Origin of the sequence: Streptomyces nojiriensis, assembly GCF_017639205.1 — a bacterium.
In the GTDB taxonomy this organism is placed as follows: Bacteria; Actinomycetota; Actinomycetes; order Streptomycetales; family Streptomycetaceae; genus Streptomyces; species Streptomyces nojiriensis.
Window position 1 is genome coordinate 4,749,213 of record NZ_CP071139.1, and the last position, 25,855, is coordinate 4,775,067.

Annotated in this window: 25 protein-coding genes, 1 tRNA gene and 1 pseudogene; 14 read left to right on the forward strand and 13 right to left on the reverse strand. The window is 71.4% G+C overall.

What is annotated here, in order from left to right; translation table 11 throughout:
- Positions 1–70: 70 nt before the first annotated feature.
- Positions 71–949 (forward strand): rhomboid family intramembrane serine protease, encoded by an 879-nt coding sequence (locus tag JYK04_RS22125; protein WP_189738111.1) that lies wholly within the window; start codon positions 71–73, stop codon positions 947–949.
- A 115-nt stretch (positions 950–1,064) separates the two neighbouring features.
- On the opposite strand, the gene crgA is transcribed toward JYK04_RS22125, so the two are convergent.
- Positions 1,065–1,319 carry a cell division protein CrgA gene (gene crgA, locus JYK04_RS22130; protein ID WP_189738114.1) on the reverse strand — a complete coding sequence of 85 codons (255 nt, stop codon included), beginning with the start codon at positions 1,317–1,319 and terminating at the stop codon, positions 1,065–1,067.
- 91 nt (positions 1,320–1,410) lie between these two features.
- Between crgA and JYK04_RS22135 the strand changes: the two genes are divergently transcribed.
- The 6 genes and pseudogenes from JYK04_RS22135 to JYK04_RS22160 all read left to right on the forward strand — a co-directional run bounded on the left by JYK04_RS22135 (position 1,411) and on the right by JYK04_RS22160 (position 5,381).
- The gene (locus JYK04_RS22135; protein ID WP_189738116.1) at positions 1,411–2,184 is read left to right on the forward strand and encodes a DUF881 domain-containing protein; all 774 of its coding nucleotides are present in this window, start codon (positions 1,411–1,413) and stop codon (positions 2,182–2,184) included.
- Positions 2,156–2,923 (forward strand): class E sortase, encoded by a 768-nt coding sequence (locus tag JYK04_RS22140; protein ID WP_189738119.1) that lies wholly within the window; start codon positions 2,156–2,158, stop codon positions 2,921–2,923. The genes JYK04_RS22135 and JYK04_RS22140 overlap by 29 nt, the downstream gene beginning before the upstream one ends.
- Positions 2,924–3,012: 89 nt before the next feature.
- Positions 3,013–3,189 carry a hypothetical protein gene (locus JYK04_RS22145; protein ID WP_030011120.1) on the forward strand — a complete coding sequence of 59 codons (177 nt, stop codon included), beginning with the start codon at positions 3,013–3,015 and terminating at the stop codon, positions 3,187–3,189.
- The gene (locus tag JYK04_RS22150; protein ID WP_189738123.1) at positions 3,186–3,824 is read left to right on the forward strand and encodes an aminodeoxychorismate/anthranilate synthase component II; all 639 of its coding nucleotides are present in this window, start codon (positions 3,186–3,188) and stop codon (positions 3,822–3,824) included. Before JYK04_RS22145 ends, JYK04_RS22150 begins: the two co-directional genes overlap by 4 nt.
- 149 nt (positions 3,825–3,973) lie before the next feature.
- A pseudogene (locus tag JYK04_RS22155) lies at positions 3,974–4,645 on the forward strand (class E sortase); the annotation flags it as partial.
- 13 nt (positions 4,646–4,658) lie between these two features.
- Complete coding sequence (locus JYK04_RS22160) at positions 4,659–5,381, forward strand: class E sortase (RefSeq protein ID WP_189738129.1); 723 nt, start codon at positions 4,659–4,661, stop codon at positions 5,379–5,381.
- Positions 5,382–5,599: 218 nt separating this feature from the next.
- Here JYK04_RS22160 and pknB read toward each other — a convergent pair whose 3' ends face one another.
- From pknB to JYK04_RS22190, 6 genes are all read right to left on the reverse strand, one after another.
- Positions 5,600–7,627 (reverse strand): Stk1 family PASTA domain-containing Ser/Thr kinase, encoded by a 2,028-nt coding sequence (gene pknB, locus JYK04_RS22165; RefSeq protein WP_189738133.1) that lies wholly within the window; start codon positions 7,625–7,627, stop codon positions 5,600–5,602.
- A gap of 194 nt (positions 7,628–7,821) precedes the next feature.
- Positions 7,822–9,285 (reverse strand): peptidoglycan D,D-transpeptidase FtsI family protein, encoded by a 1,464-nt coding sequence (locus JYK04_RS22170; RefSeq protein ID WP_189738135.1) that lies wholly within the window; start codon positions 9,283–9,285, stop codon positions 7,822–7,824.
- Positions 9,282–10,706 (reverse strand): FtsW/RodA/SpoVE family cell cycle protein, encoded by a 1,425-nt coding sequence (locus JYK04_RS22175; protein WP_189738138.1) that lies wholly within the window; start codon positions 10,704–10,706, stop codon positions 9,282–9,284. Before JYK04_RS22175 ends, JYK04_RS22170 begins: the two co-directional genes overlap by 4 nt.
- Positions 10,707–10,740: 34 nt before the next feature.
- Positions 10,741–12,207, reverse strand: coding sequence for a PP2C family protein-serine/threonine phosphatase (locus tag JYK04_RS22180; RefSeq protein ID WP_229875371.1), 1,467 nt, complete (start codon positions 12,205–12,207; stop codon positions 10,741–10,743).
- 147 nt (positions 12,208–12,354) lie between these two features.
- Positions 12,355–12,858 carry an FHA domain-containing protein FhaB/FipA gene (locus JYK04_RS22185; RefSeq protein WP_189738144.1) on the reverse strand — a complete coding sequence of 168 codons (504 nt, stop codon included), beginning with the start codon at positions 12,856–12,858 and terminating at the stop codon, positions 12,355–12,357.
- 10 nt (positions 12,859–12,868) lie between these two features.
- On the reverse strand, positions 12,869–13,726 hold the full coding sequence (locus JYK04_RS22190) for an FhaA domain-containing protein (RefSeq protein WP_189738147.1): 858 nt from the start codon (positions 13,724–13,726) through the stop codon (positions 12,869–12,871).
- Between the two features lie 293 nt (positions 13,727–14,019).
- Here JYK04_RS22190 and JYK04_RS22195 point away from each other — a divergent pair.
- The 7 genes from JYK04_RS22195 (at position 14,020) to JYK04_RS22225 (ending at position 20,598) form a co-directional block, all read left to right on the forward strand.
- A tRNA-Leu gene (locus tag JYK04_RS22195) sits at positions 14,020–14,102 on the forward strand.
- Positions 14,103–14,288: 186 nt separating this feature from the next.
- The gene (locus tag JYK04_RS22200) at positions 14,289–15,308 is read left to right on the forward strand and encodes a toxin glutamine deamidase domain-containing protein (RefSeq protein WP_189738151.1); all 1,020 of its coding nucleotides are present in this window, start codon (positions 14,289–14,291) and stop codon (positions 15,306–15,308) included.
- A gap of 117 nt (positions 15,309–15,425) precedes the next feature.
- Positions 15,426–17,114 (forward strand): sensor histidine kinase, encoded by a 1,689-nt coding sequence (locus tag JYK04_RS22205; protein ID WP_189738626.1) that lies wholly within the window; start codon positions 15,426–15,428, stop codon positions 17,112–17,114.
- Between the two features lie 9 nt (positions 17,115–17,123).
- Positions 17,124–17,783, forward strand: a complete 660-nt coding sequence (locus tag JYK04_RS22210) for a response regulator (RefSeq protein ID WP_272933167.1) — start codon at positions 17,124–17,126, stop codon at positions 17,781–17,783.
- A gap of 57 nt (positions 17,784–17,840) precedes the next feature.
- Complete coding sequence (locus JYK04_RS22215; RefSeq protein ID WP_189738153.1) at positions 17,841–19,241, forward strand: DUF2252 domain-containing protein; 1,401 nt, start codon at positions 17,841–17,843, stop codon at positions 19,239–19,241.
- Between the two features lie 181 nt (positions 19,242–19,422).
- Positions 19,423–20,184, forward strand: a complete 762-nt coding sequence (locus JYK04_RS22220) for a hypothetical protein (RefSeq protein ID WP_229875414.1) — start codon at positions 19,423–19,425, stop codon at positions 20,182–20,184.
- A gap of 69 nt (positions 20,185–20,253) precedes the next feature.
- Positions 20,254–20,598 carry a rhodanese-like domain-containing protein gene (locus JYK04_RS22225; protein ID WP_189738158.1) on the forward strand — a complete coding sequence of 115 codons (345 nt, stop codon included), beginning with the start codon at positions 20,254–20,256 and terminating at the stop codon, positions 20,596–20,598.
- Between the two features lie 173 nt (positions 20,599–20,771).
- On the opposite strand, the gene JYK04_RS22230 is transcribed toward JYK04_RS22225, so the two are convergent.
- The 6 genes from JYK04_RS22230 to paaA all read right to left on the reverse strand — a co-directional run bounded on the left by JYK04_RS22230 (position 20,772) and on the right by paaA (position 25,798).
- A complete protein-coding gene (locus JYK04_RS22230; protein WP_189738160.1) occupies positions 20,772–21,914 on the reverse strand; it encodes an acyl-CoA dehydrogenase family protein in 1,143 nt (380 codons plus the stop codon).
- Between the two features lie 197 nt (positions 21,915–22,111).
- Positions 22,112–23,215, reverse strand: coding sequence for a 2Fe-2S iron-sulfur cluster-binding protein (locus JYK04_RS22235; RefSeq protein ID WP_189738162.1), 1,104 nt, complete (start codon positions 23,213–23,215; stop codon positions 22,112–22,114).
- Positions 23,216–23,722, reverse strand: coding sequence for a 1,2-phenylacetyl-CoA epoxidase subunit PaaD (gene paaD / locus JYK04_RS22240; protein ID WP_189738165.1), 507 nt, complete (start codon positions 23,720–23,722; stop codon positions 23,216–23,218).
- Positions 23,716–24,459: a 1,2-phenylacetyl-CoA epoxidase subunit PaaC gene (gene paaC / locus JYK04_RS22245; protein WP_189738167.1), complete on the reverse strand. Its 744-nt coding sequence runs from the start codon at positions 24,457–24,459 to the stop codon at positions 23,716–23,718. The genes paaD and paaC overlap by 7 nt, the downstream gene beginning before the upstream one ends.
- Positions 24,456–24,740: a 1,2-phenylacetyl-CoA epoxidase subunit PaaB gene (paaB, locus tag JYK04_RS22250; RefSeq protein WP_030817166.1), complete on the reverse strand. Its 285-nt coding sequence runs from the start codon at positions 24,738–24,740 to the stop codon at positions 24,456–24,458. Before paaB ends, paaC begins: the two co-directional genes overlap by 4 nt.
- Positions 24,737–25,798 carry a 1,2-phenylacetyl-CoA epoxidase subunit PaaA gene (paaA, locus tag JYK04_RS22255; protein WP_373297437.1) on the reverse strand — a complete coding sequence of 354 codons (1,062 nt, stop codon included), beginning with the start codon at positions 25,796–25,798 and terminating at the stop codon, positions 24,737–24,739. Before paaA ends, paaB begins: the two co-directional genes overlap by 4 nt.
- Positions 25,799–25,855 lie beyond the last annotated feature (57 nt).

Below are 25,855 nucleotides of genomic sequence, written 5' to 3' on the forward strand. Positions count from 1 at the left end.
GCCCGTCCGTACTGGATACGTACCGGACCGGCGGGGCGCCCCCCTGCCCCGCCGCTGACCTAGGGAACCGATGGACACCGACCGTCTGCCGGGCTGCTACCGCCACCCGGACCGCGACACGGGGATCAGCTGCACCCGCTGCGAGCGCCCCATCTGCCCCGAGTGCATGATCAGTGCCTCGGTCGGCTTCCAGTGTCCCGAGTGCGTCCGCGCGGGCTCCGGCACCGGGCACCACCCGACCGCGAACGCGCCGCGCACCGTCGCGGGCGGGGTGGTCGCCGCCGATCCCCACCTGGTCACCAAGATCCTCATCGGGATCAACGTCCTGGTGTTCCTGGCGGCGCTCGCCGACCCGGCGCTCGCCGTCCAGCTGGAGCTGATCGGCGGCCGGTACCGGGAGTACCTCGGCGGCCCGGTCCACGGGGTCGCCACGGGCGAGTACCACCGGCTGCTGACCTCGGTGTTCCTGCACGTCCAGTGGTGGCACATCATCAGCAACATGATCGCCCTGTGGGTGATCGGCGGCCCGCTGGAGGCGGCGCTGGGCCGGGTCCGCTATCTCGCGGTCTTCCTGCTCTCGGGCCTCGGCGGCAGCGCGCTCGTCTATCTGCTGAGCGAGCCGTACGTGCCGACCCTCGGCGCCTCGGGCGCAGTCTTCGGCCTGCTCGGCGCCACCGTCGTGCTGGCGAAGCGGCTGCGGTACGAGATGCGGCCGGTGATCGTCATGGTCGTGCTGATGCTGGTGCTGACCTTCGTACCGCTCGGGGGCGCGCTCACGGTGTCCTGGCAGGCCCACGTGGGCGGCCTGGTCACCGGAGCGCTGGTGGGTCTGGGCATGCTCATGCCGCCTGCCGGCCGCCATCGCGCACTCGTCCAGTGGGGCACCTGCGCGGTGGTTTTCCTGCTGGTCGCGATGGTGATTCTGATCCGCACCGCGGAACTCACCTGATCACACCGGCGTCAACTCTCCACAGAGTTATCCACAGATCTTCTGTCTTTTCCTCAGGTGTGGATGACGCTGTGGATAACTCATGGGGAGAGCTTCCATCAGGGGCTGTCGGGTGCTACTTCCACTGCGTGGATACGCCGAATCCGGCAGCGATAAAGCCGAAACCGACTACAATGTTCCAATTGCCCAGAGCCTCGATCGGCAGCTGGGTCTCGGTCACGTAGAAAATGACGATCCACGCGAGTCCGATCAGGAAGAACGCCAGCATGACCGGGGCGACCCAGCTGCGATTCGTGAGCCGGATGCTCTGCGGCTGCCGGGTCGGCGGCGGCGTGTAGTCGTCCTTCTTGCGGATACGTGACTTCGGCACGAGGGGCTCTCCTGTCGATGCGCTGGGGACCTTGCCTGCCCCGGGCGTCCGTTAGCGTAGTGGACCTGTGGCGTTGAAGGAGAAGGGTACGTTGAGCAATTCAGACGACTCCTCCGCGGGTCCCCGTCGCCGGGCCAGGCCGGTCCGGCTGCTGACGGCCGCCGTCTTCGCCCTGGCCGGGCTGCTCTTCGTCACCAGTTTCAACACCTCCAAGGGTACGAACATCCGGACGGACGCCTCGCTCCTGAAGCTGTCGGACCTCATCCAGGAGCGCAGCCAGGACAACGCCGCGCTGGAGCAGAGCACCGCGGCCGTACGCGGCCGGGTGGACGCCCTCGCCGAGCGTGACGACGGCAGCACCAAGGCCGAGGACGCCAGGCTGGCCGCCCTGCGCGCCGCCTCCGGCACCGAGGAACTGACCGGCAAGGGCCTGACCGTCACCCTGAACGACGCCCCGCCGAACGCCACCGCCCGCATCCCCAACGTGCCCGAGCCGCAGCCCAACGACCTGGTGATCCACCAGCAGGACCTGCAGGCCGTGGTCAACGCCCTCTGGCACGGCGGTGCCCAGGGCATCCAGGTCATGGACCAGCGGCTGATCTCCACCAGCGCGGTGCGCTGCGTGGGCAACACCCTGATCCTCCAGGGCCGGGTCTACTCGCCGCCGTACAAGATCTCGGCGGTCGGCGACCCGGGCGCGTTGAAGAAGGCCCTCGCCGCCTCTCCGGCCCTGCAGAACTACCAGCTGTACGTGAACGCGTACGGGCTCGGCTGGAAAGTGGACGAGCACAAGGCGCTGACACTTCCCGGCTACTCCGGCACAGTGGACCTCCACTATGCGAAGCCGGTGGCGCCCACCCCGTGATCGGGTCCGTCCTGACGTCGTACTGCGCCTGGTGGTACGGACGTTCAGCGAGGTGTGCCTGACCGCGGGCACCGTGATCCTGCTCTTCGTCGCCTACGTCCTGCTGTGGACCGGGGTCAAGGCCGACCGGGCCATGGCCGGGGAGATGGACCGGATGCGCGACCACTGGGCGGCCGCCCCGGCCGCGGCCCCCGCCACGTCGCCGGCGCCGGCACCCGCGCAGACCCCGTCGGCGCCCCCGCCGCCGCCCGCGCAGCCCGAGCGCCACCCCGCCGGCCGGGCCTTCGCCGAGATGTACGTCCCGCGCTTCGGCCCGGACTGGGTCAAGCCCGTCCTGGAGGGAACCGACCCCGAACTGCTGAAGAAGGGGCTCGGCCACTACGCCGCCACCGCCCCCCTCGGCGCCGTCGGGAACTTCTCGGTGGCCGGCCACCGGCGCACCTACGGGGACCCCTTCAAGGACTTCCCGCGGCTGCGCCCGGGCGACGAGGTGATCCTCAAGGACGCGGGCACCTGGTACACGTACACGCTCCGCTCCGCGCCCCTGCGCACCGTGCCCACCGACGTCGCCGTGGTCGACCCGGTCCCGGAGAAGTCACCGTTCCGGGCACCCGGCCGCTATCTGACGCTGACGACCTGCGATCCGGAATGGGGTCACAGCCACCGGCTGGTCGTCTGGGCGGAGCTGACCGGGACCCTCCCCGTGTCCCAGGGGCGTCCGGAGGGTTTGTCCGGGTGACCCACCCTTTCGGGCCGCTGCCTTTAGTCTGTTCGCGTACCGCCCCCGCGGTGCGTTGAACGAACGTGGACGAAAAGGAATCAGGCGGCATGTACGGCTGGATCTGGCGGCACCTGCCCGGAAACGCGTGGGTACGCGCGCTGATCTCGCTCGTACTGGTCCTCGCGGTGGTCTTCGTGCTGTTCCAGTACGTCTTCCCGTGGGCCGAGCCGCTTCTTCCGTTCAACGATGTGACGGTGGACGAGGGATCGGGAGCCACTCCGTGAGCGCGCGCATTCTGGTTGTGGACAACTACGACAGCTTTGTCTTCAACCTGGTCCAGTACCTCTACCAGCTCGGTGCCGAATGCGAGGTGCTGCGCAACGACGAGGTCGAGCTCTCGCACGCACAGGACGGCTTCGACGGCGTGCTGCTGTCCCCCGGCCCCGGTACGCCGGAGGAGGCGGGCGTCTGCATCGACATGGTCCGCCACTGCGCGCGCACGGCCGTCCCCGTCTTCGGCGTGTGCCTCGGCATGCAGTCGATGGCGGTCGCCTACGGAGGCGTCGTGGGCCGGGCCCCCGAGCTGCTGCACGGCAAGACCTCACCCGTGATCCACGAGGGGCTCGGCGTGTTCGAAGGACTGCCGTCGCCGTTCACCGCGACCCGCTACCACTCCCTCGCCGCCGAGCCCGCGACCCTGCCGGACGCGCTGGAGGTCACGGCGCGGACCGAGGACGGGATCATCATGGGCCTGCGCCACCGGGAGCACGACGTGGAGGGCGTGCAGTTCCACCCCGAGTCCGTGCTGACCGAATGGGGCCACCGGATGCTCGCCAACTGGCTGGTGCGGTGTGGTGACGCGGGTGCCGTGGAGCGCTCGGCGGGGCTGGCCCCGGTGGTGGGCAAGGCCGTCGCGTGACCGCGGTCGCGCCGTCCGCGCCCACGCAGGGCCGGGCCGCGCGACGCAGGGCCGCTCAGGAGGCCGCGAAACAGGCCGCCCGGCGCAGCCGCAGGCGGGGCGGCCGGCGGCGCAGGCGGCCGGCCTCGGGCGGCCCGGTGGTCATCGCGAGCAGGCTGGGCGGAGAGCTGTTCATCACGCTGGGCCTGGTGATGCTGCTGTTCGTCGCCTACCAGCTCTGGTACACGAACCTGCTGGCCGAGCGGGTGGCGAACGGCGCCGCCGGCTCCCTGCGCCAGACCTGGGAGCGGGACCCCGGCACCTCCGGGGCCGCCGCACCACCCGTGACGGCCTTCGAACCCGGCCAGGGCTTCGCGATCCTCCACATCCCGAAGCTGGACGTGAAGGTCCCGGTGGCGGAAGGCATCAGCAAGCCCAAGGTGCTGGACAAGGGCATGGTCGGGCACTACGGCGAAGGCGCGCTGAAGACGGCGATGCCCGCCGACAAGCAGGGCAACTTCGCGGTCGCCGGACACCGCAACACCCACGGCGAGCCGTTCCGCTACATCAACCGGCTGGTGCCCGGGGACCCCGTCGTGGTCGAGACCCGGGACGCCTACTACACGTACGAGACGACCTCGTCGCTCGCGCAGACACCGCCGACGAACGTGGCGGTGATCAAGCCCGTGCCGGAGGGGTCGGGATTCACATCCGAGGGCCGGTACATCACGCTGACCACCTGCACCCCGGAGTTCACCAGCACCTACCGGATGATCGTATGGGGCAGGATGACCGAGGAACGCCCCCGCAGCCAGGGTCCGCCGCCCGCGCTGACCAGTTAAGGACGAATCAGCAGTGTCTCGTGCCCGCCGCCGCGCCGCGGCCCCGCCCGCCGGCAACCGCAGTGTGCTCGCCGGATTCCTGAGTCTGCTGGGCGAGGTCCTGATCACCGTGGGCCTGGTGCTGGGCCTGTTCGTGGCCTACTCGCTCTGGTGGACGAACGTGCTCGCGGACCGGCAGGCGTCGGCGCGCGGCGACGAGATCCGCCAGCAGTGGCAGGCCCCCGAGCAGGCCGCGGGGCCCGGGGCGCTGGACACCCGGGGAGGGGCCGGCTTCCTGCACGTACCGGCGATGAGGAACGGCGAGGTGCTCGTCAAGGCGGGGACCGACCCGGACACCCTCGACGACGGCGTGGCCGGCTACTACACGGAGCCGGTGAAGTCGGCGCTGCCGTGGGACGAGAAGGGCAACTTCGCGCTGGCCGCGCACCGGGACGGCCACGGGGCGAAGTTCCACAACATCGACAAGGTGAAGAACGGCGACGCGATCGTCTTCGAGACCCGCGACACCTGGTACGTCTACAAGGTCTTCGCGGAGCTGCGCCAGACCTCGAAGTACAACACCGACGTGATCAACGCGGTCCCCAAGGACTCGGGGAAGACCGCCCCCGGCCGGTACATCACGCTCACCACCTGCACGCCGGTCTACACCTCGAAGTACCGGTACATCGTGTGGGGCGAGCTGGTCCGGACGGAGAAGGTGGACGCGAAGCGGACCCCGCCGGCCGAACTGCGCTGAGCGCCCGGCGGACCGGAGCGGACCCTGGGGCCATCAGGCCCCCAGAAGGCCCCTGTGGGCGTCGCTGACGCCTCCTGAGCCCCACGTGGCCCACGCGTCCCGGATGCGGCCGCAGGCGGCCGTACAGCGGCGGGACGCACAAAGGTCCGGCCTCCCTCCCGGGAACGGGAGGGAGGCCGGACCTCTTCACTGTGCCGGTGGCCGCGCCGGCGACCCGGTCAGCGGTTGTCGCCCAGGCCGCCGAAGCCGCCGCCGTTGTTGTTGCCGCCCTGCTGCTGGCCGCCGCCGCCGAAGGCGATGACGTTCACCGTCTGGCCCGTCTGGACCGGGGTGCCCGGCTGCGGGTCGGTGGTCACGACGATCGCGTTGCCGTCCGTCGAGCCGGTGACGACGCCGAGCCGCAGGTTGGCGCGCCGCAGCTCTTCCTTGTACTGGTCCACGGTGCGGCCGGCGAAGTTGGGCACCGTGGTCTGCGCCGAGGCCTTGGCGATGCTGATGTTCACCGTCTTGCCCACCTCGAGCTGCTGGCCCGCCGCGAACTGCTGATCGACGACCGTGCCCGGTACGGCTCCGGGCGACTCGGTCTCCGTCACGCTGCCGAGCCGGAGCTTGGCGTCGGTGAGTGCCTTGACCGCCTCGTCCTTCTTCTTGCCCCTGAGCTCCGGCACGTCGGCCTTGGAGATCTCCTTGGCGACGGTCAGCGTGACGACGCTGTTCCGCTCCGCTTCGCCGCCGTTCGGGGTCTGCTCGAGGACGGTTCCGGCGGCGCGCTCGGACTCCTGGGGCTTGCGGTCGACCTGCAGCCCCTTCTCCTTGAGCAGCTTCTCCGCGTCCTCGAACTTGAGGTTGACCACGCTGGGGACCGCCACCTTGGGCGCGCCCGTGGAGATCGTCACCGTGACGGGCGAGCCCTCGTCGACCTTGGTGTCGGCCGCGGGGTCCTGCTTGCAGACGTTGCCCTTGGGCTGGTCGTCGCAGGGTGCGTCGGGGCCCTTGACCACCTTGAGGCCGACGTTGTTGCCGCTCTTCTGCGCCTGGTCGAAGGTCTGGCCGATGAGCTTGGGCACGGCGGGCCGGTTGTCGGCGCTCTCGCCGAAGAGGGAGCGGCCGATGAGGATCGCGCCGACCAGGACGAGGATGCCCGCCGCGACGAGCAGGACGGTGGACGCCTTGCTCTTCTTCTGGCCGCGGTTCCCGCCCTGGTCGTAGCCGCCGTGGCCCTGGTCGCCGTAGCCGTATCCGCCGTCGCCCGGGGGCATGGGCGCCATCATCGCCGTCTGACCGCCGGGGTCGGTGGCGCGCAGGGCGGTGGTGGGCTGGTCGTAGCCCGGGTGTCCGTAGCCGTGCCCCGGGTCGGGGTAGCCGTAGCCGCCGGCCGCACCCATGGTCGCGGCGGCGGCGACGGGCTGGCCGTCGAGGCAGGCCTCGATGTCGGCACGCATCTCGTCGGCCGACTGGTAGCGGTAGTCGGGGTCCTTGACCAGTGCCTTGAGGACGATGGCGTCCATCTCGGGCGTGATCTCGGGATCGAAGTTCGACGGCGGCTGCGGCTCTTCCCGTACGTGCTGGTAGGCGACGGCCACGGGGGAGTCACCGACGAACGGGGGCCGGACGCTGAGCAGCTCGTAGAGCAGGCAGCCCGCGGAGTAGAGGTCGGAACGCGCGTCGACCTGCTCGCCCTTGGCCTGCTCGGGCGAGAGGTACTGGGCGGTGCCGATGACGGCGGCCGTCTGCGTCATGGTCATGCCGGAGTCGCCCATGGCGCGGGCGATGCCGAAGTCCATGACCTTGACCTGGCCGGTGCGGGTCAGCATCACGTTGGCGGGCTTGATGTCGCGGTGCACGATGCCGGCGCGGTGCGAGTACTCCAGGGCCTGGAGGATGCCGATGCACATCTCCAGCGTGCGCTCGGGCAGCAGCTTGCGGCCCGAGTGCAGCAGCTCGCGCAGCGTCGAACCGTCGACGTACTCCATCACGATGTACGGGATGGAGATGTTGTCGACGTAGTCCTCGCCGGTGTCGTAGACCGCGACGATCGCCGGATGGTTCAGCGACGCGGCCGACTGGGCCTCGCGCCGGAACCGGGCCTGGAAGGACGGGTCACGGGCGAGGTCGGCGCGCAGGGTCTTGACGGCGACGGTACGGCCGAGCCGGGTGTCGTGAGCGAGGTAGACCTCGGCCATGCCACCACGGCCGAGCACGTGGCTCAGCTCGTACCGGCCGCCGAGGCGACGCGGCTCTTCCATAACGTTGCAGCCCTCTCCGTCAGTCCCGACCGCACCTGTGTGTGGTCCGGCGGTGTGCTGTTCGCGCAAAGGCTACCGGCCGATCGTCCGTGATCGGTTCGTGGCCACAGGCTGATACTGGACCGGTACCGTACGCGCGGACGCGGCGGAATTCTGTGATGTGAGTCACTGAACTCCGGTCCGTCGTCCCTCGGTCACCCCTGGCTGTTCAGTACCGCCTGCATGACCGCCTTGGCGACGGGAGCGGCCAGGCCGCCACCGCTGATGTCCTCACGGTCCGCCTCGCTGTCCTCGATCACGACGGCGACGGCGACGGGCGAGGTCTTGTCCGGGGTCTCGGCGTAGGAGATGAACCAGGCGTAGGGGCGCTTCTTGTTGCCCTCGCCGTGCTGCGCCGTACCGGTCTTGCCGCCGACCGTGACGCCCTTCATCTTGGCCTTGCCGCCGGTGCCGTTCTCGACGACGTTGACCATCATCTGCTGCACCTTCTCCGCGTTGGCGGCGGAGAGCGGCCGGCTCATCTCCTGCGGCTCGTGCTTCTCGATGATGTCCAGGTTGGGGGCCGTGAGATTGTCCACCATGTACGGCTTCATCAGCTTGCCGTCGTTGGCGATCGCGGCGGTGACCATGGCCATCTGGAGCGGGGTGGCGGCGGTGTTGAACTGCCCGATGGAGCTCTGGGCGTTGCCGTCCTTGCCCATCTTCTTGTCGTAGATGCTGGCGAACGCGCGGACCGGGATGTCGATCTTGTCGTTGTTGAAGCCGAACTTCTCCGAGGTCTCCACCATCTTGTCGCGGGTGACCTTGTCGCCCATGTTCGCGAAGACGGAGTTGCAGGAGATCTCGAGGGCCTTGTTCAGGCTGGCCTTCTCGCAGCCCTGGGCGTGGTTGACCATCACGGTCTTGGTGCCCGGCAGGAAGTACGGCTCGGGGGTGTCCGTGGCGGCGTTGATGTCCTGGACGACGCCGTGTTCGAGGGCGGCGGCCGCGGTGACCACCTTGAACGTGGAGCCCGGCGGGTACGTCTCGCGCAGGGCGCGGTTGACGAGGTTCTTGTCCTCGCTGTCCTTCAGCTCGTTCCAGGCCTTCCCGTCGTCCTTGGAGTTGCCCGCGAAGCGCGACGGGTCGTACGAGGGCGTGGAGACCAGGGCCAGGATGGCGCCGGTGCGCGGGTCGATGGCCGCGACGGCGCCCTTCTTCGTGCCCAGCGCCTCGAAGGCGGCCTTCTGGGCATCGGGGTTCAGCGTGGTGACGACGTTGCCGCCCTGCTTCTTCTCCCCGGTGAACATGCCGATGGTGCGGTCGAAGAACAGCCGGTCGTCGTTGCCGGTGAGGATGCCGTCCTCGAGGGATTCCAGCTGGGTGGAGCCGAAGGCCTGCGAGGCGTAACCGGTGACGGGAGCCCAGAGCTCGCCGTTGGTGTAGGTCCGCTTGTACTTGTAGTCGCTGCCGTCGGTCACCTTGGAACCGGTGATCGGCTCGCCCTTGACGATGATGTTGCCGCGCTCGGTCGCGTACTGGGCGATCTGGACCCGGCGGTTCTCCTTGCGGGTGCTGAGCTCCTCGGCCTGCACGTACTGCAGCCAGTTGGTGCGGATCAGCAGGGCGAGGACGAGCAGCCCGCAGAACAGCGAGATGCGGCGCAGGGGCTTGTTCATGACGGACGGACCACCTGGGTCATCTCGGAGTCGGGGGACGGGGCGGGGGCCGGTGCGGGGCGGCGTGCGGTGTCGCTGATCCGGATGAGGATGGCGATGAGGATCCAGTTCGCGAGGACGGAGGAACCGCCGGACGCGAGGAAGGGCATCGTCATGCCGGTGAGGGGGATGAGGCCCATGACGCCGCCGGCGACCACGAAGATCTGGAGCGCGAAGGCGCCGGAGAGGCCGATGGCGAAGAGCTTGCCGAAGGGGTCGCGGGCGGCGAGCGCGGTGCGCACACCCCGCTCGATGATCAGCCCGTAGAGCAGCAGGAAGGCCATCACGCCGGCGAGGCCGAGCTCTTCGCCGACGGTGGAGAAGATGAAGTCGGAGTTGGCGGCGAAGCCGATCAGGTCGGAGTTGCCCTGGCCCCAGCCGGCGCCGAGGACACCGCCGGAACCGAAGCTCATGATCGACTGGCCGACCTGCTCACAGGCGCCCGAGGTGGCGTAGCAGGCGAAGGGGTCGAGCCAGGCGTTGACGCGGGCCTGGACGTGGCTGGCGAAGGTGCCGACGACCACGGCGCCGCCCACCGACATCAGCAGGCCGATGACGATCCAGCTGGTGCGCTCGGTGGCCACGTACAGCATGATCACGAACATGCCGAAGAAGAGCAGCGAGGTGCCGAGGTCGTTCTCGAAGACGAGGACGAGCAGGCTCATCGCCCAGATCATCAGGATCGGGCCGAGGTCGCGGCCGCGCGGCAGGTAGAGGCCCATGAAGCGGCGGCTGGCCAGGGCGAGCGCGTCGCGCTTCACCATCAGGTAGCCGGCGAAGAAGATCGCGATGACGATCTTCGCGAACTCACCGGGCTGGATGGAGAAGCCGCCCACGCTGATCCAGATCTTCGCGCCGAAGACGTCGGCGCCGAGGCCGGGGACGACGGGCAGGATCAGCAGGACCAGGGCGCCTGCCATCGAGATGTACGTGAATCTCTGCAGGACGCGGTGGTCCTTGAGGATCAGCAGGACGGCGGCGAACAGGGCGATGGCGAGCGCCGTGTACATCATCTGGCGGGGCGCGGAGGGGGAGAACGTGCCGAAGGACTTCTTGGCGAGGTTCTGCAGGCGCCCGGACTGGTCCAGGCGCCAGATCAGGACGAGGCCCAGCCCGTTGAGCAGGGTCGCGAGCGGCAGCAGCAGCGGGTCGGCGTACTTCGCGTACCGGCGCACGATGAGGTGCGCGATCCCGGCGAGGGCGCCGAGGCCGAGGCCGTAGAGCACCATGCCGGGGGGCAGGGTGTCGTTGATCGCGAGGCCCACGTTGGCGTAGGCGAACATCGGGATGAGCACGGCGAAGCCGAGCAGCAGGAGCTCGGTGTTCCGCCGGCTCGGCAGCTCGATGGCGCCGATGGTGGTCGTATTGGTGACTACGCTCATGGTGTGGCAGGCCCCCTGCGCCCGCGTATGTCTACTACTTGCCGCACAGCCCGACCAGTTGCTGCTCCTCGGGAGTCAGGCTGGGGGCGGGCGTCTGGCTGTTCTGCGCCTCGGCGTTGCGGCGTTCCTCGTCCTTCTTGCAGGCGGACACCTGGACGCCGAGATCGTCGAGCTTCTTGCGCGCCGCATCGAAGCTGTTCTCGCTGATGGTGGCCTCGACCAGCTTCCGCTTGAAGGGCGGCAGGTACTTCAGTTCGATGTCGGGGCGGTCGGTCTCCACCTTGGAGAGCTCCAGCGGCCCCAGCTTCGGGCTGATGCCGCGGAAGAGCGCGACGTGCTCGCCCTTCACGCCCACGTAGAACTGGGTCTGCGTCCAGCGCCAGCCCGCGTAGAGGCCGCCGCCGATGACACCGGCCACGATGAGCAGGGTCAGCGTACGAGTGGTCCACTTGCGCCCTTTGCTGCGGCGCCTGCGGGGGTGGTTGTACGTGTCCTCGTAGCCCGGGTCGGCCGCGTAGGCGTCGGCTTCGCCGAAGGTGCCGTAGCCGTTGCCGCCCTGGGCCTGGCCCTGGTCGGAGTACCCGTAGCCGGGGGCGTCGCCGCTGCCGGGGGGGCCGAAGGCGCCGGCGGGCGGCTGGCCCTGGCGGCCGAGGCCCGAGGCCCGGCCGGCCGGGGTCTGCATGGCGTTGCCGCCGTCGAAGAGCTGGTGCTGGTTCTCGGCGACCGCGCCGACGACCACCGGGGTGTCGCTGACCTGGGCGGCGAGGGTGTCGCCGCTGTCGGTGTCGAGGACGTCGGCGACGATGCAGGTGATGTTGTCGGGTCCGCCGCCGCGCAGCGCGAGCTGGATCAGCGACTGCACGGTCTCGCGGGGACCGTGGTAGTCGGCGAGGGTCTCTTCCAGGGTCTGGTGGGAGACGACGCCGGAGAGCCCGTCGGAGCAGATCAGGTAGCGGTCACCGGCCCGGACCTCGCGGATGGAGAGGTCGGGCTCGACGATGTCGCCGCTGCCCAGCGCGCGCATCAGGAGGGAGCGCTGCGGGTGGGTGGTGGCCTCTTCCTCCGTGATGCGCCCCTCGTCGACGAGGCGCTGCACCCAGGTGTGGTCCTGGGTGATCTGGGTGAGGACGCCGTCGCGGAGCAGATAGGCGCGGGAGTCGCCGACGTGGACGAGGCCGAGGCGCTGGCCGGTCCACAGCAGGGCGGTCAGCGTGGTGCCCATGCCCTCGAGCTGCGGGTCCTCCTCGACCATCACGCGCAGCTGGTCGTTGGCGCGCTGCACGGCCGTGGCCAGGGAGGTGAGGATGTCGGAGCCCGGGACGTCGTCGTCGAGCTGCACGAGGGTGGAGATCACCTCGGAGCTCGCGACCTCGCCGGCGGCCTGGCCTCCCATGCCGTCGGCGATCGCGAGGAGCCGGGGACCGGCGTAGCCGGAGTCCTCGTTCCCCTCGCGGATCATGCCCTTGTGTGATCCGGCGGCGAACCGCAAGGACAGACTCATGCGCACCTGCCCTGTCGACGAAGCTGCCTCCGGGTACAACCGGTCTCGAGCCACACTGCCCACCCTCCGGTCGGGAGCGCGCACGGGTCCGTGTCCTCGGTGGGACGGATCGCCGCCGCGCGCTCGCTCCGCTCGCTCATTCTCGTACTACTTCCGCAGCTCGATGACGGTCTTGCCGATGCGGATCGGTGCGCCCGGCGGAATGGGCGTCGGGGTGGTCAGCCGGGTCCGGTCGAGATACGTGCCGTTGGTGGACCCGAGATCCTCGACGATCCACTGGCCGTCACGGTCGGGATAGATCCTGGCATGGCGGCTGGACGCGTAGTCGTCGTCCAGCACGATCGTGGAATCGTGCGCGCGGCCCAGCGTGATCGTCTGGCCGGCGAGGGCCACCGTGGTTCCCGTGAGGATGCCCTCGGAGACGACGAGTTTCGTTGGCGCGCCGCGCCTCTGGCGCTGCTGCGGAGGCGCGGCCTGGCGGCCCGCCTGCTGCGGGGCGCCGCCGGCGCCTCCGCTGCCACGACGGGACCCGCGCTGGGTCACGCGCGTCCCGAAGAGATCGCTGCGGATGACCTGGACGGCCACGATGACGAACAGCCACAGAACGGCCAGGAAACCCAACCGCATGACCGTCAGGGTCAGCTCTGACATTGCCCCCGCTTCACCCTTCGGCTTGCCGGTAAATGATGGTGGTGCTGCCCACGACGATCCGCGAGCCGTCGCGGAGCGTAGCGCGGGTGGTGTGCTGCCCGTCCACCACGATGCCGTTGGTGGACCCGAGATCCTGGATCGTCGAGGGCGTTCCGGTCCGGATCTCACAGTGCCGGCGGGATACGCCGGGGTCGTCGATCCGCACGTCGGCTTCCGTGCTTCGGCCGAGTACGAGCGTGGGGCGCGAGATCTGGTGGCGTGTGCCGTTGATCTCGATCCAGTGGCGCCGGGCGCCGCCCGGGCCGGCCGCGGGGGCCGGTCCGGCAGGTGCGCCCGGAGCGGGCCGCCGGGCGCCGGGTCCGCCGGGGGGCGGGGCGCTGGGCATGGGCGGTGCCGCGACCGGGGGATATCCGTAGCCGCCCTGCGGAGGGCTCTCCGGCGGGTAGCCGTAGCCGCCCTGCGGTGAGGGTGGCCCTGCCTGCGGCTGGGAGGTGCTGGAGGCGAGGGTGCGGCTGCGGACCCGGTAGAGCCCGGTGTCGAGGTCGTCGGCCTTCTCCAGGTGGACCTTGATGGGGCCCATGAAGCTGTAGCGCTGCTGCTTGGCGTAGTCGCGGACGAGGCCCGCGAGCTCGTCGCCGAGCTGCCCGGAGTAGGGGCTCAGGCGGTCGTAGTCACCGGCGCTGAGCTCGACGATGAAGTCGTTGGGGACGACGGTCCGCTCGCGGTTCCAGATGGTGGCGTTGTTGTCGCACTCCCGCTGGAGGGCTCCGGCGATCTCCACCGGCTGGACCTCGGACTTGAACACCTTGGCGAAGGTGCCGTTCACCAGACCTTCGAGTCGCTGCTCGAACCGCTTCAGAACTCCCATGGGGCACCTCCTCCGTCGCTGTCGCCCTGTACTGCTTACTGATCGTATCCACGCGTGGCGGATTCGGGTGGTTCCCCATCGTTCCTGTGAGGACGAGTGTTGGTCCTCACAAGGGATCGTAGGGGCGCTCCAGGGACAGTGTCCCGCACCGGGAGCGGAGTGCGGGAGGGGCCGTCCGCGGCGGGGTCGGGGGGTGCCGGGAAAGCGATGTGAATCCACCCCGTTCTCCGTGCTAATGTTTCGACGTCGCCAGGGGAAAGGCCCGAAAGGGAAGATCCACTGGGGCGCTGCTCGGGCGAGTGGCGGAACGGCAGACGCGCTGGCTTCAGGTGCCAGTGTCCTTCGGGACGTGGGGGTTCAAATCCCCCCTCGCCCACATCGACGAGACGGTCGTCACTGCGAAAGCGGTGGCGGCCGTTTCGCATTTCCCCCCGGGCGCGTGTGTGACGTACGTCCCTCCTCAGGGCCCCTGAGCTGTGGTTTTTTCGCGGGACCTGGTTAGGGTGATCCAACTGTCCGCATCACGGGACGAGTTGTGGCCGCCGGATGTGCGGGATCGCTCATGTCCCCTCCCGCCGGCACCGTCAGGATTCAGACATTGCTCACCTCGGACGAGGCCGTCGAAGCGGCCCGGGCCCGCCTCGTGCAGGCGTTCGCCCCGGAGCCGTCGACGATCGTGCTGCGGCCGGAGCTCACCCGGGAGCACGAGCAGGCCTGGACCGTCCGGTTCGGGACCCGGGAGAGCACCGGCGCCGGGGATCCCTGGGCGAGTCCGTTCAACACACTCGTGATCGTGGCCAAGGACGGCTCGTGGGTGGACTTCCCGCCGACACACCTGCCCCTCGACGAGTACCTCGCCTACGTGCGCCACGGCGGCTGGGAGCGGGCCGGCACGGCGAAGACCTCCAAGGCCGAACCGTGGCAGACCGCGCTGGAGTGGCTGCTGTCGACGTACGGCGGCCTCGTCGGGCTGGCGGGCATCGAGCCCGTCGCCGAGGACGCCGGGACCTGGCTGTTCGCCTGCCGGACCACCGAGCGGCCGGGCCGTCCGCGCACGCCCATGCTGGCGGCGTCGCTCGTGGTGCCCAAGGACCACGGGGAGCCCTTCCACCCCGCTTCGGACGATCCGTGGGGCGACGCCACGGCGTACACGCACGATCCGGTCGAGCGCGACCCGCAGGTGCAGGCGAGGCGGCTGAACGCCCGCGGCTGCGTGGTCGCGACGGCCGCCGCGCTCGCGGGCGGCCCCGCGTCGCCGCTGCCGTGGCAGCCCGCGCACGAGGCGCCCGGCTGGTGGGAGCTGCTGCTGCGGCGCCACTTCCCGGCCGCGCGCGAGCTGCGGTGCGCGAGCTGGGACGAGGTGATCAGGCGGGCCGAGGAGACCGGACCGGACACCCAGGGAGTGGTGTGGGTGCGGCGCGTCATCGGCGGCACCGAGGTCGGCGGACACCTGCTGTACGTGCACAACAACGGCGGCCGGGTGGTGTTCCTGGACGGGATGACCGGCGGGCCGGCCCGGCTGGACCGGGTCGCCGTGCTGGAGCTGGTCTTCGCCCGCGTCGCGGGCCCGACCGGGCGGTGACGACGGGCCCCGGCAGGCGCGGGGACGGGGCACCGGTCGACTTTCGTCGTGCGGGGCGCGACGAAAGAGGGCGGCCGGGCCGGAGCGCGGGTGTCTAGGGTCGGGCGCGTGGATGTGATGGCGAAGACGCGGGCCGGCTGGGACTGGCTGAAGGGCCCGGAGCCGTGGACCCGGCGGATGCTGGCGGGGGACCTGGCGCTCGGCGGCGTACTGGCCATACTCGGACTGGGTGTCGAGGAGGTCGGCAACGCCTCCGGGCAGCGCATGATGCTCGGCGCCGTGGCCGCGGTGGTGCTGACGCTGCTGCGCCGCAGGCTGCCGGGGAGCACGCTCGTGATCGCCTCGGGCGTGGTCTCCTTCCTGCCCGGGGCCTTCTTCGTCCTGCCCCTCCTGGGCTGGTCGGCCGGGCGGCGGATCATCGGGGTGGGCCGGGCGCTGGCGGCCTTCACGCTGGCCTTCGTGGCGGCGATCGGCTGCGGCGTGGTGGACCAGTGGGCGCAGATGCAGCCACTGCTGGTGATCGTGTTCTCCACGCTGATGTTCCTGGCGACGACCGTGATGCCCGGTCTGGCCAGCCGGTACTGGTCGCAGCGCCGCACCCTGCTGCGCGCGCTCCAGGAGCGCAACGGCCAGCTGCTGCGCGAGCGGGCCATGGTCGCCGGGCAGGCGAGGCTGCGCGAGCGCCAGCGCATCGCCCAGGACATGCACGACAGCCTGGGCCACCAGCTGGCCCTGATCTCCGTGCACACCGGGGCGCTGGAGGTCGATCCGCAGCTCACCGATCGTCAGCGCGAGGCGGTGGGGGTGTTGCGGCAGGCCTCGGTGGCCGCGATGCACGAGCTGCGCGAGGTCGTCGGCATCCTGCGCGACGGGGTCGAGGCGCCCGCGCCGGCGGAGGAGGCCCAGCCCGCGGCGCGCGGGGTGGCCGGCATCGCCGGGGTCGTGGAGGCGGCGCGGGGCTCGGGCACCGACGTAAGGCTGACCACGTCGGGGCAGCCGAGGCCGCTGGTCGCGGCGTGCGACCACGCCGCGTACCGGATCGTGCAGGAGGCCCTCACGAACGCCTACAAGCACGCTCCGGGGGCGTCGATCACGGTGGAGCTGCGGTACGAGGACGACTCCCTGGTGGTGGAGATCGCCAACGGGCCGTCGGCCGGTCCGGCCGCCGACGAGGTGGTCTCGGGCGGGCAGGGCCTGACCGGGCTGCGCGAGCGGGCCCGGCTGGTCGGCGGGATGGTGCACGCGGGCCCCGCCGAGGGCGGCGGGTTCCGGGTGGCCGGGGTCCTCCCGTACGGGGCGGAGCCGGCCGGCGTGGACGTGGCCGACGACTTCGGGCAGCAGGCGCACGCGTACGCGCGCGGCCCGCTGCCGGGGCGCGGCGGCGAGCAGCCGATGGACTGGGAGGCGGTGGACCGGGAGCTGGCCGTGCGCGTGCCCAGCCGCTCCGGGGGCGTCGCGGTGGGCTGCGGGATCGCGTTCGCGGCGGTGGTGCTGCTGGTGATCGTGTTCGGCGCCGGAGTGGTGCTGCTGCTGGACTCGGCGAGTGACGCGATGATCGACCGGGACGAGTTCGACGCCGTGCACGTGGGCGAGTCGGAGCAGTCCGTCCGCGACCGGCTGCCGACCGGGGAGAACTTCATGACCGCCGGGGCCGCCCGCAAGGGGCCGCCGAGGCCGGCGGGCTCGGAATGTCTGGCCCTGCTGGCCGAGAACCAGCCGAGCGCCGTGGGAACGGACCGGATCTTCCGGTTCTGCTTCAAGGACGGCAAGCTCGTGGAAAAGCAGGAGTACGAGGTCAAGCAGTAGGAGCGCGGGGTGACAGCCGAAGTGATCAGAGTGGTGATCGCCGACGACGAGCCACTGATCCGGGCCGGGATCAGGATGATCCTGACCTCGGCGCCGGACATCGAGGTCGTCGCGGAGGCGGCCAACGGCAGGGAGGCGGTGGACCTGGCCCGCTCGCACGCGCCCGACGTGATGCTGCTGGACATCCAGATGCCGGTGATGGACGGGCTGACGGCGCTGGGAGAGCTGCGGCGGGCCGTGCCGCAGGTGCGGGCGCTGATCCTGACCACCTTCGGCGAGAAGGAGAACGTGCTGCGGGCGCTGGGCGAGGGCGGCGCGGGATTCCTGCTGAAGGACTCGGCGCCGGGCGAGCTGATCGGGGCGGTCCGGGCGGCGGCGGCCGGGGACGCCTACCTCTCGCCGGGGGCGACCCGGCACGTGGTGGACCAGCTGGCGTCCGGGAAGGCCGCCGTGCGCGGTGAGGTGGCCCGGCGTCAGGTGGCGGAGCTCAGCGAGCGGGAGCGCGGTGTGCTGGCGCTGCTGGGCGAGGGACTGTCCAACGCGGAGGCGGGCCGGCGGCTGCACATGAGCGAGGCGACCGTGAAGACGTACGTGAGCCGGATCCTCGCGAAGCTGGACTGCGAGAACCGGGTGCAGGCGGCGCTGCTGGCCAGGGACGCCGGGCTGTAGATACGGTCAGCCCGTTCGAGAAGCGATCAATGAAGTGAACGGGTGGGGGCGGCGTCGATGGCGGCGATGACGGGTCAGCGGATTCCGGATGTGGCGGGCTTCGCGCCGAGGGTGGCGGCCGGCTCGCCGAAGGAGGAGGGCAAGGCGCTGCGCGCCCGCCTGCCGAGGTCGGCGCACGCCGCCTTCACGGCGCCGGCCGGGCGGCCGGACGCCGTGCGCGCGGTGGAGGAGTCCAACGCCGGGCGGGTCGCCGAGCTGACCCCGATAAGGGTCGGCCGGATGGCCGCGAACCCCTTCGCGTTCCTGCGCGGGGCGGCCGGGCTGATGGCCCACGACCTCTCCGGTGGTCCGGTGACCGGGGTCGGCGCGCAGATCTGCGGTGACGCGCACGCGGCGAACTTCGGTCTGTACGGGGATGCCCGCGGGCGGCTCGTCATCGACCTCAACGACTTCGACGAGACCGTTTTCGGCCCGTGGGAATGGGACGTGAAGCGGCTGGCGGCCTCGCTGGTGCTGGCGGGCCGGGTGGCCGGCGCGGACGAGGACACCTGCCGGGCGGCCGCGCTCGACGCGGTCGGCGCCTACCGGCGCACCATGCGGCTCCTGTCCAAGCTGCCCGCGCTCGACGCGTGGAACGCCATCGCCGACGAGGAGCTGGTCTCGCACGCCGACGCCCGCGATCTGCTGGGCACGCTGGAGCGGGTCTCGGAGAAGGCCCGCAACAACACCTCCGCGCGGTTCGCGGCCAAGTCCACGGAGATAGGGCCGGACGGCGCCCGCCGCTTCGTCGACGCGCTGCCCGTGCTGCGCCGGGTCGGGGACGCGGAGGCGGCGGCCGTGGCGGCCTCGCTCGGCCCCTACCTGCAGACGCTCCAGGGCGACCGGCTGCCGCTGCTGGCCCGGTACGCGATCCAGGACGTGGCCTTCCGCGTGGTGGGCACCGGGAGCGTCGGCACCCGCTCGTACGTGGTCCTGCTGCTGGACCACCGGGGCGAGCCGCTGGTGCTCCAGGTCAAGGAGGCGCGGCCCTCGGTGCTGCTGCCGCACCTGCCCGGGCTCGGCTTCGTCTCGGCGCCGGAGGAGCACGAGGGCCACCGGGTGGTGGCCGGGCAGAAGCGGATGCAGGTGGTCTCCGACATCATGCTGGGCTGGACCACGGTGGAGGGCCGCCCCTTCCAGGTGCGACAGTTCCGCAACCGCAAGGGCAGCGTGGATCCGGCGGCGCTGGCCGTCGAGCAGATCGACGACTACGGGCGGATGACCGGCGCCCTGCTGGCCCGGGCGCACGCGCACAGCGTCGACCCGCGGCTGCTGGCCGGGTACTGCGGGAAGAACGACGAGCTGGACGAGGCGATGGCGACCTTCGCCGTGGCCTACGCCGACCGCACCGAGGCCGATCACGCCGACCTGGTGGCGGCGGTGCGGGCCGGCCGGATCGCGGCGGAGACCGGGGTCTGACGGGTCCGGCGGGAGCGGTGGCGGGCCCTGTCGCCGCGGGCGGTGTTTCACGTGAAACACCGCCCGCGCGGACGGGCCGTAGGCTGGCCGGGTGAGCGAGCAGACCGAGCAGCCTGAGCAGACAGTCCCCGGTGATTCCGGTGACTCCTCCGTCACCGGTGGGGAGCGCCCGGAGGCGCGCCTGGAGCGGGCCGTGCGGGCCGCCGAGCAGGCGCTGATCGAGTTCGAGATCGCGGTGGAGACCTTCCGGGTGGAGGTGGAGAACTTCTCCCGCCTGCACCACCAGAAGCTCGGCCCCATGTACACGAGGCTCGACGAGCTGGACGCCCTGATTGCCGAGGCGAAGGCGTCCCGCAGCGGGGATCCCGAGGACCTGCGGCGGGCACAGGAAGCGCGCTCGCTGGTCATGCCGATGCCCGGGGTGGACGAGCTGTTCCACGACTGGCTGGGCTCCGACGGGATCTCCGACGACGCCTCCGCGATGCTGACCGACCGGCCCGTGCGGCCGCCGGAGCGGGTGCGGCCCTCCGAGGAGGTGCGCCGCCTCTACCGCGAGCTGGTCCGCCAGGCCCACCCCGACCTCGCCCAGGAGGAAGGCGAGCGGGCGCGGCGCGACGCGTTCATCGCGCGGGTCAACGCGGCCTACGGGCGCGGCGACGAGGGGCTGCTGCGCGAGCTGGCCGAGGAGTGGGCGGCCGGACCGGCGCCCGAGGCGGCGGTACCGGGCGAGAGCGACGAGCTGTACGCCCGGCTGGAGTGGCTGGCCCGCCGCAAGGAACTGCTGTCGCTCGTCGCCAAGGAGCTGGAGGAGAGCGCGATCGGGTCGATGCTGCGGATGGCGCCCGAGGACCCCGACCGGCTGCTGGAGGAGATCGCGGAGCAGTTGCTCGCGCAGGTCTCCGAGCGCGAGGCGGAGCTGGCGGCGGAGCTCGCCGCCGAGTGAGCCCGGTCCGCCCGTACCGGGTGGTCGGATAGGTTGGCAGCAGATTCGTGAAGAGAGAAGGCGACAGCTATGAACTTCGGACCGCTCCCCTCGGTGGACGCCACCGCGGTGCCCTCCGAAGGCTTTGTCCTCGACGTCCGTGAGGACGACGAATGGGCGGCCGGCCACGTCCAGGGTGCCCTGCACATCCCGATGAGCGACTTCGTGGCCCGCTTCGGCGAGCTGACCGAGGCCGTCGAGGACGGCCGCCGGGTGTACGTGATGTGCCGGGTCGGCGGGCGTTCCGCGCAGGTCACCCAGTACCTGGTGCGCCAGGAGATCGACGCGGTGAACGTCGACGGCGGGATGCAGGCCTGGGACGGTGCCGGGCGCCCGATGGTGACGGACCACGGGAACCCGGCCTTCGTGCTCTAGGCCGTCTCTTCCGGATCTTGCCGGGCCCGCGACGCCCGGCACCGCACCTGGCCGCGTTGTCGGGGCGCCCGAGTACGTCCAGTACACGGTGCGCTCCTCCGCCTTGCCATGTACGGCACCGGACGCCGCGGGCTCGGCCGACAAGATCCGAAAGAGACGGCCTAGGTGTCCGCTCAGGCGAGGGGGTGGGCGGCCAGCAGGTCGCCCAGGGCCTCCTCGTGCGCGGCGGCCGGGCCGAGCTGGAGCTCCAGCTGCTTGGCCCAGGCGTGGTAGCGGTGCAGCGGGTAGTCGGTGTCGGCGCCGAAGCCGCCGTGCAGGTGCTGGGCGGTCTGCACGACCCGGCGTACGCCCTCCGAGGCCCAGATCTTGGCGACGGCGACATCACCCGAGCTCGGCAGGGGACCACCGGCGCCGCCGGTCGCGGCATCGAGCCGCCAGGCGGCCTGCCACAGCGTGACCTCCATGGCGCGCAGGTCGATGTACCGGTCGGCGGCCTGGACGGCGACGGCCTGGAAGGTGGCCACCGGGAAGCCGAACTGTTCGCGCTTGCCGGTGTACCCGCTGGTCATGGTGAGTACGTTCTCGCCCAGTCCGAGCGCCAGCGCGCAGGTTCCGGTGGCGAGGAGCTGGCGCAGCCGTTCCCAGGCTCCCGGGGTTTCGATGAGGTGCGTCCCGGCCACCCGCACGCCGTCGAGGGCTAGTTCGGCGAGCCGCTCCCCACTCGTGGAGACCTGCTCGGCGAGGGCCAGCCCGTCGGCGGTCCGCGGGACGAGCGCGAGGACGGCCTCGCCCTCGCCGGTGTGCGCGGGTACGGCGATCCAGTCCGCGCCGTGCGCCCAGGGGACCGCGGTCTGCGTGCCCTCCAGGATCCACGCCTCGCCCTCGCGGCGGGCGATGACGGCGAGTTCGGCCGGGTCGTGGCCGGAGCGCCCGTGGGCGGCGGCGGTGAGCACGAGCGTGCCGCGCCCCGCGCCGGGCAGCAGGGCGGCGGCCAGTTCGGGACTGCCGTGGGCCTGTACGGCCATGGCGGTGGCGCAGTGCTCCAGCAGCGGGACCCGCGCCAGCACCCTGGCGGCCTCGCGCAGCACCAGGCACAGGGCGACGGCGTCCAGGCCCGCTCCCCCGAGCTCCTCGGCGAGGACCAGGCTCAGCAGGTCCGATGCGGCGAGCTTGGCCCACAGCGGGCGGTCGAAGTCGTCGGCGACGGCCCCCGGGGTCAGCGCGGGGCTGGGCACGCCGTCGGGCGCGACATCCGCGAACACGGCCCGGGCCGCCTCGACGGCGGCCTGCTGCTCCTCGGTGAAGGTGAAGTCCACTGCCTGTCCTCCCACACGGTCGGTCCGACGGTGTCGCGTCTGACGGTGCGTCAAGATAGAACACGTTCTTGAAAATGGACAGGCCTTGGAAATGGACAGGCCGTCGAAAACGGTCCGGCCGCGAAACGGCCGGCCTCGAAAACGGTCCGGCCCCTGTCGTGGGACAGGGGCCGGACCCGAGGGACGTCGTTCCGCGCTCAGCGGTCGAAGTCGATCTCCACATCCTCCGTGACCGGGTGCGACTGGCAGGCCAGGACGAATCCGGCCTCCGTCTCCTCGGCCTCCAGCGCGAAGTTGCGCTCCATCCGGACCTCGCCCGAGACCACGAACGCCCGGCAGGTGCCGCAGACGCCGCCCTTGCAGGCGTACGGGGCGTCCGCGCGGTTGCGGAGCACCGCGTCCAGCAGGGACTCGCCGTCCTGGACCGGCCAGGTGCCCGAACGGCCGTCGAGCCGTGCGGTGACCCGCCCGTGCGCAGGGGCCGGGACGCCCGCGGCGCGGGCCGCCGGCGCGGTGTCCTCGACGTGGAAGATCTCCTCGTGCACCCGGGCCCGTGCGACGCCGAGCGCGCCCAAGGCCCGCTCCGCGCCCTGCACCAGCCCGTACGGGCCGCACAGGAACCAGCCCGTCACCTCCGTCACCGGCAGCAGAGCGGGCAGCAGGGCCGCCAGCCGCTCCTCGTCCAGCCGCCCGGAGGGCAGCCCGGACTCCTGCTCCTCCCGGGAGAGGACCGTCACCAGCTGGAACCGCGCCGGATACCGGTCCTTGAGGTCGGCGACCTCCTCCAGGAACATCGTCGAGGCCGCCGTACGGTCGCTGCGCACGAGGCAGAACCGGGCATCGGGCCGGGCGGCCAGCAGGCTCGCCGCGATCGACAGCACGGGCGTGATGCCGCTGCCGCCGACGATCGCCGCGTAGTGCCCCGATGCCGGGGCGGCGGCGGGCTCCAGCACGAAGCGCCCGGCCGGGACCATGACCTCCAGCACGTCCCCGGCGGCGATCTCCTTGTGGGCGAAGGTGGAGAACTCGCCGCCCTCCACCAGCCGCACCCCGACCCGCAGCCGCTCCGGGCCCGGGCCGTCCGCGGACGGCGCGGGGGAGCAGATCGAGTAGGTGCGGCGGACCTCGGTGCCGCCCTCGGGGGCGGTGCGGCGCAGCGTCAGGTGCTGGCCGGGGGCGTGCCGGTAGTCCTCGCGCAGCTCCTCGGGAACCCGCAGGGTCAGTGCCACCGAGTCGTCGGTGAGCCGGTCGACAGCCGCCACCGTCAGCGGGTGGAACGCGCCGTGGCGGGGGGCGGCCATCTAGAGCTCCTTGAAGTGGTCGAACGGTTCGCGGCAGGCGGTGCAGCGGCGCAGCGCCTTGCATGCGGTGGAGGAGAAGCGGCTGAGCAGCTCGGTGTCGGTCGATCCGCAGTTCGGGCACCGGACCGACAGGGTCAGCGGGACCGGTCCGCCGGCCGCGTGCGGCCGGGGCGGGGCGATGCCGAACTCGGCGAGCTTGCGGCGGCCCTCGGCGCTGATGTCGTCGGTCGACCAGGCGGGGGCCAGCACGGTGGTCACCCGCACCTCGGGTATGCCGTGGCCGGTCAGGGCCCGCTCGATGTCGGCGGACATGGCCTCGATGGCCGGGCAGCCGGTGTAGGTCGGCGTCAGCGTGACCTCGGCGTGGCCGTCCTCGTGCATCCGAACCCCGCGCACCACGCCGAGCTCACCGAGGGTGAGCACGGGCAGCTCCGGGTCCGGGACGGAGCCGGCCAGCGCGGCCAGTTCCGCCTCCAGACGGGTCGTTCCGGCGTCGGTGGTCACCATGAGGCCCCCGGGTGGCTGCGGTGCAGGTGCTGCATCTCGGCGAGCATCCGGCCGAAGGACTCCGTGTGCAGGCCCTGGCGTCCGGCCCCGGCCGCCCAGGCGCCGGTGCGCGGCCCCTGGGGCAGGTCGAGTCCGGCCTGGTCCAGTACGCCGGTCAGCGCGGTCAGCCAGCGCTCTTCCAGGGCGGTCAGGTCCAGGCCGTCCTGGCCGTCCACCGGCTGGAACATCTCGCCGGTGTACTTCCACAGCGCGTCGAGGGCGGCCCGCATCCGGCTGCGGCTCTCCTCGGTGCCGTCCCCGAGCCGCAGGGTCCACTGCTCGGCGTGGTCGCGGTGGTACGCGGTCTCCTTGACGGCCTTGGCCGCCAGGGGCGCGAACGGGCCGTCCCCGCGGGCGAGCTCCCCGTAGACCTCGTGCTGGTAGATGGAGAAGTAGAGCTGGCGGGCGATGGTGTGGGCGAAGTCGCCGTTCGGCTGCTCGACCAGCTGGAGGTTGCGGAAGGACCGCTCCTCGCGCAGGTACGCCAGCTCGTCCTCGTCGCCGACCATGGACAGCAGGATCCGGGCCTGGCCGAGCAGGTCGAGGGCGATGTTGGCGAGGGCGACCTCCTCCTCCAGGACGGGGGCGTGTCCGGCCCACTCGCCGAGGCGGTGGGAGAGGATCAGCGCGTCGTCGCCGAGCGCGAGTGCCGCCGCGGCGCCGGCGCCGGTGAGGCGCGTGGTGTCGGTGCTGGTCACAGGTGGCTCACCCCCTCCGGGATGTCGTAGAAGGTGGGGTGCCGGTACGGCTTGTCGGCGGACGGCGCGAAGAAGGGGTCGCGCTCGTCCGGCGAGGAGGCGGTGATCTCGGTGGAGGGCACCACCCAGATCGAGATGCCCTCGTTGCGCCGGGTGTAGAGATCGCGGGCGTTGCGCAGGGCCATCTCCGCGTCGGGCGCGTGCAGGCTGCCCGCGTGCGTGTGCGAGAGGCCGCGGCGCGAGCGCACGAAGACCTCCCACAGGGGCCAGTTCTGCGTCATACCCGTGCCTCCTCGTTCTGTCCGGCGTGCTTCGCCGCTTGCTGTGCCACCTGCTGTGCCGTCTGCTTGCGCGCGTACGCGGCGGCCGCGTCGCGCACCCAGGCGCCGTCCTCGTGGGCCTTGCGCCGCTGCCCGATCCGCTGCTCGTTGCAGGGGCCGTTGCCCTTGAGCACGTTCCAGAACTCGGCCCAGTCGATGGCGCCGAAGTCGTGGTGTCCGCGCTCCTCGTTCCACTTCAGGTCCGGGTCGGGCAGGGTCAGACCGAGGGACTCGGCCTGCGGGACGGCGATGTCCACGAACCGCTGGCGCAGCTCGTCGTTCGAGTGCCGCTTGATGCGCCAGGCCATCGACTGGGCCGAGTGCGCCGACTCGTCGTCCGGCGGGCCGAACATCATCAGCGACGGCCACCACCACCGGTCCACCGCGTCCTGGGCCATCGCGTGCTGGGCCTCGGTGCCGCGGGAGAGCGCCTGGAGCAGCTCGTACCCCTGGCGCTGGTGGAAGGACTCCTCCTTGCAGATCCGGACCATGGCGCGTGCGTAGGGCCCGTAGGAGCAGCGGCAGATCGGCACCTGGTTGGTGATCGCCGCGCCGTCCACGAGCCAGCCGATGGCGCCGACGTCCGCCCAGGTCAGGGTGGGGTAGTTGAAGATCGAGGAGTACTTCTGCTTGCCCGAGTGGAGCTTGTCGAGCAGCTCGTCGCGGCTGGTGCCGAGGGTCTCGGCCGCGCTGTAGAGGTACAGCCCGTGGCCGGCCTCGTCCTGGACCTTGGCCATCAGGATCGCCTTGCGGCGCAGCGAGGGCGCGCGGGTGATCCAGTTGGCCTCGGGCTGCATGCCGATGATCTCGGAATGGGCGTGCTGGGCCATCTGGCGCACCAGGGAGGCGCGGTACTCGTCCGGCATCCAGTCGCGCGGTTCCACGCGCTCGTCGGCCGCCACGGCCGCGTCGAATGCCGCCGCGAGCTGTGCGCCCAGGTCAGCAGTCATGCCTGTCCCGTCCGTCCCGTCTGTCCCGAGGGCCGTGTCCGGCCCCGTCTCCGGGGTCACTGCCACCATTCCGGCCCCCTGCCAGAGTCCGCTGTCCGCCCGACCGACCGATCGTTCGGTTCATTC

Excerpts from the sequence above, each read along its gene's own strand:
- JYK04_RS22125 (WP_189738111.1), top strand. The coding sequence starts at position 71 with ATGGACACCGACCGTCTGCCGGGCTGCTACCGCCACCCGGACCGCGAC.
- JYK04_RS22140 (WP_189738119.1), top strand. The coding sequence starts at position 2,156 with ATGCGAAGCCGGTGGCGCCCACCCCGTGATCGGGTCCGTCCTGACGTC.
- JYK04_RS22145 (WP_030011120.1), top strand. The coding sequence starts at position 3,013 with ATGTACGGCTGGATCTGGCGGCACCTGCCCGGAAACGCGTGGGTACGC.
- pknB (WP_189738133.1), bottom strand. The coding sequence starts at position 7,627 with ATGGAAGAGCCGCGTCGCCTCGGCGGCCGGTACGAGCTGAGCCACGTG.
- JYK04_RS22170 (WP_189738135.1), bottom strand. The coding sequence starts at position 9,285 with ATGAACAAGCCCCTGCGCCGCATCTCGCTGTTCTGCGGGCTGCTCGTC.
- JYK04_RS22175 (WP_189738138.1), bottom strand. The coding sequence starts at position 10,706 with ATGAGCGTAGTCACCAATACGACCACCATCGGCGCCATCGAGCTGCCG.
- JYK04_RS22180 (WP_229875371.1), bottom strand. The coding sequence starts at position 12,207 with ATGAGTCTGTCCTTGCGGTTCGCCGCCGGATCACACAAGGGCATGATC.
- JYK04_RS22185 (WP_189738144.1), bottom strand. The coding sequence starts at position 12,858 with ATGTCAGAGCTGACCCTGACGGTCATGCGGTTGGGTTTCCTGGCCGTT.
- JYK04_RS22190 (WP_189738147.1), bottom strand. The coding sequence starts at position 13,726 with ATGGGAGTTCTGAAGCGGTTCGAGCAGCGACTCGAAGGTCTGGTGAAC.
- JYK04_RS22200 (WP_189738151.1), top strand. The coding sequence starts at position 14,289 with ATGTCCCCTCCCGCCGGCACCGTCAGGATTCAGACATTGCTCACCTCG.
- JYK04_RS22205 (WP_189738626.1), top strand. The coding sequence starts at position 15,426 with ATGGCGAAGACGCGGGCCGGCTGGGACTGGCTGAAGGGCCCGGAGCCG.
- JYK04_RS22215 (WP_189738153.1), top strand. The coding sequence starts at position 17,841 with ATGGCGGCGATGACGGGTCAGCGGATTCCGGATGTGGCGGGCTTCGCG.
- JYK04_RS22225 (WP_189738158.1), top strand. The coding sequence starts at position 20,254 with ATGAACTTCGGACCGCTCCCCTCGGTGGACGCCACCGCGGTGCCCTCC.
- JYK04_RS22235 (WP_189738162.1), bottom strand. The coding sequence starts at position 23,215 with ATGGCCGCCCCCCGCCACGGCGCGTTCCACCCGCTGACGGTGGCGGCT.
- paaD (WP_189738165.1), bottom strand. The coding sequence starts at position 23,722 with ATGGTGACCACCGACGCCGGAACGACCCGTCTGGAGGCGGAACTGGCC.
- paaB (WP_030817166.1), bottom strand. The coding sequence starts at position 24,740 with ATGACGCAGAACTGGCCCCTGTGGGAGGTCTTCGTGCGCTCGCGCCGC.
- paaA (WP_373297437.1), bottom strand. The coding sequence starts at position 25,798 with ATGGTGGCAGTGACCCCGGAGACGGGGCCGGACACGGCCCTCGGGACA.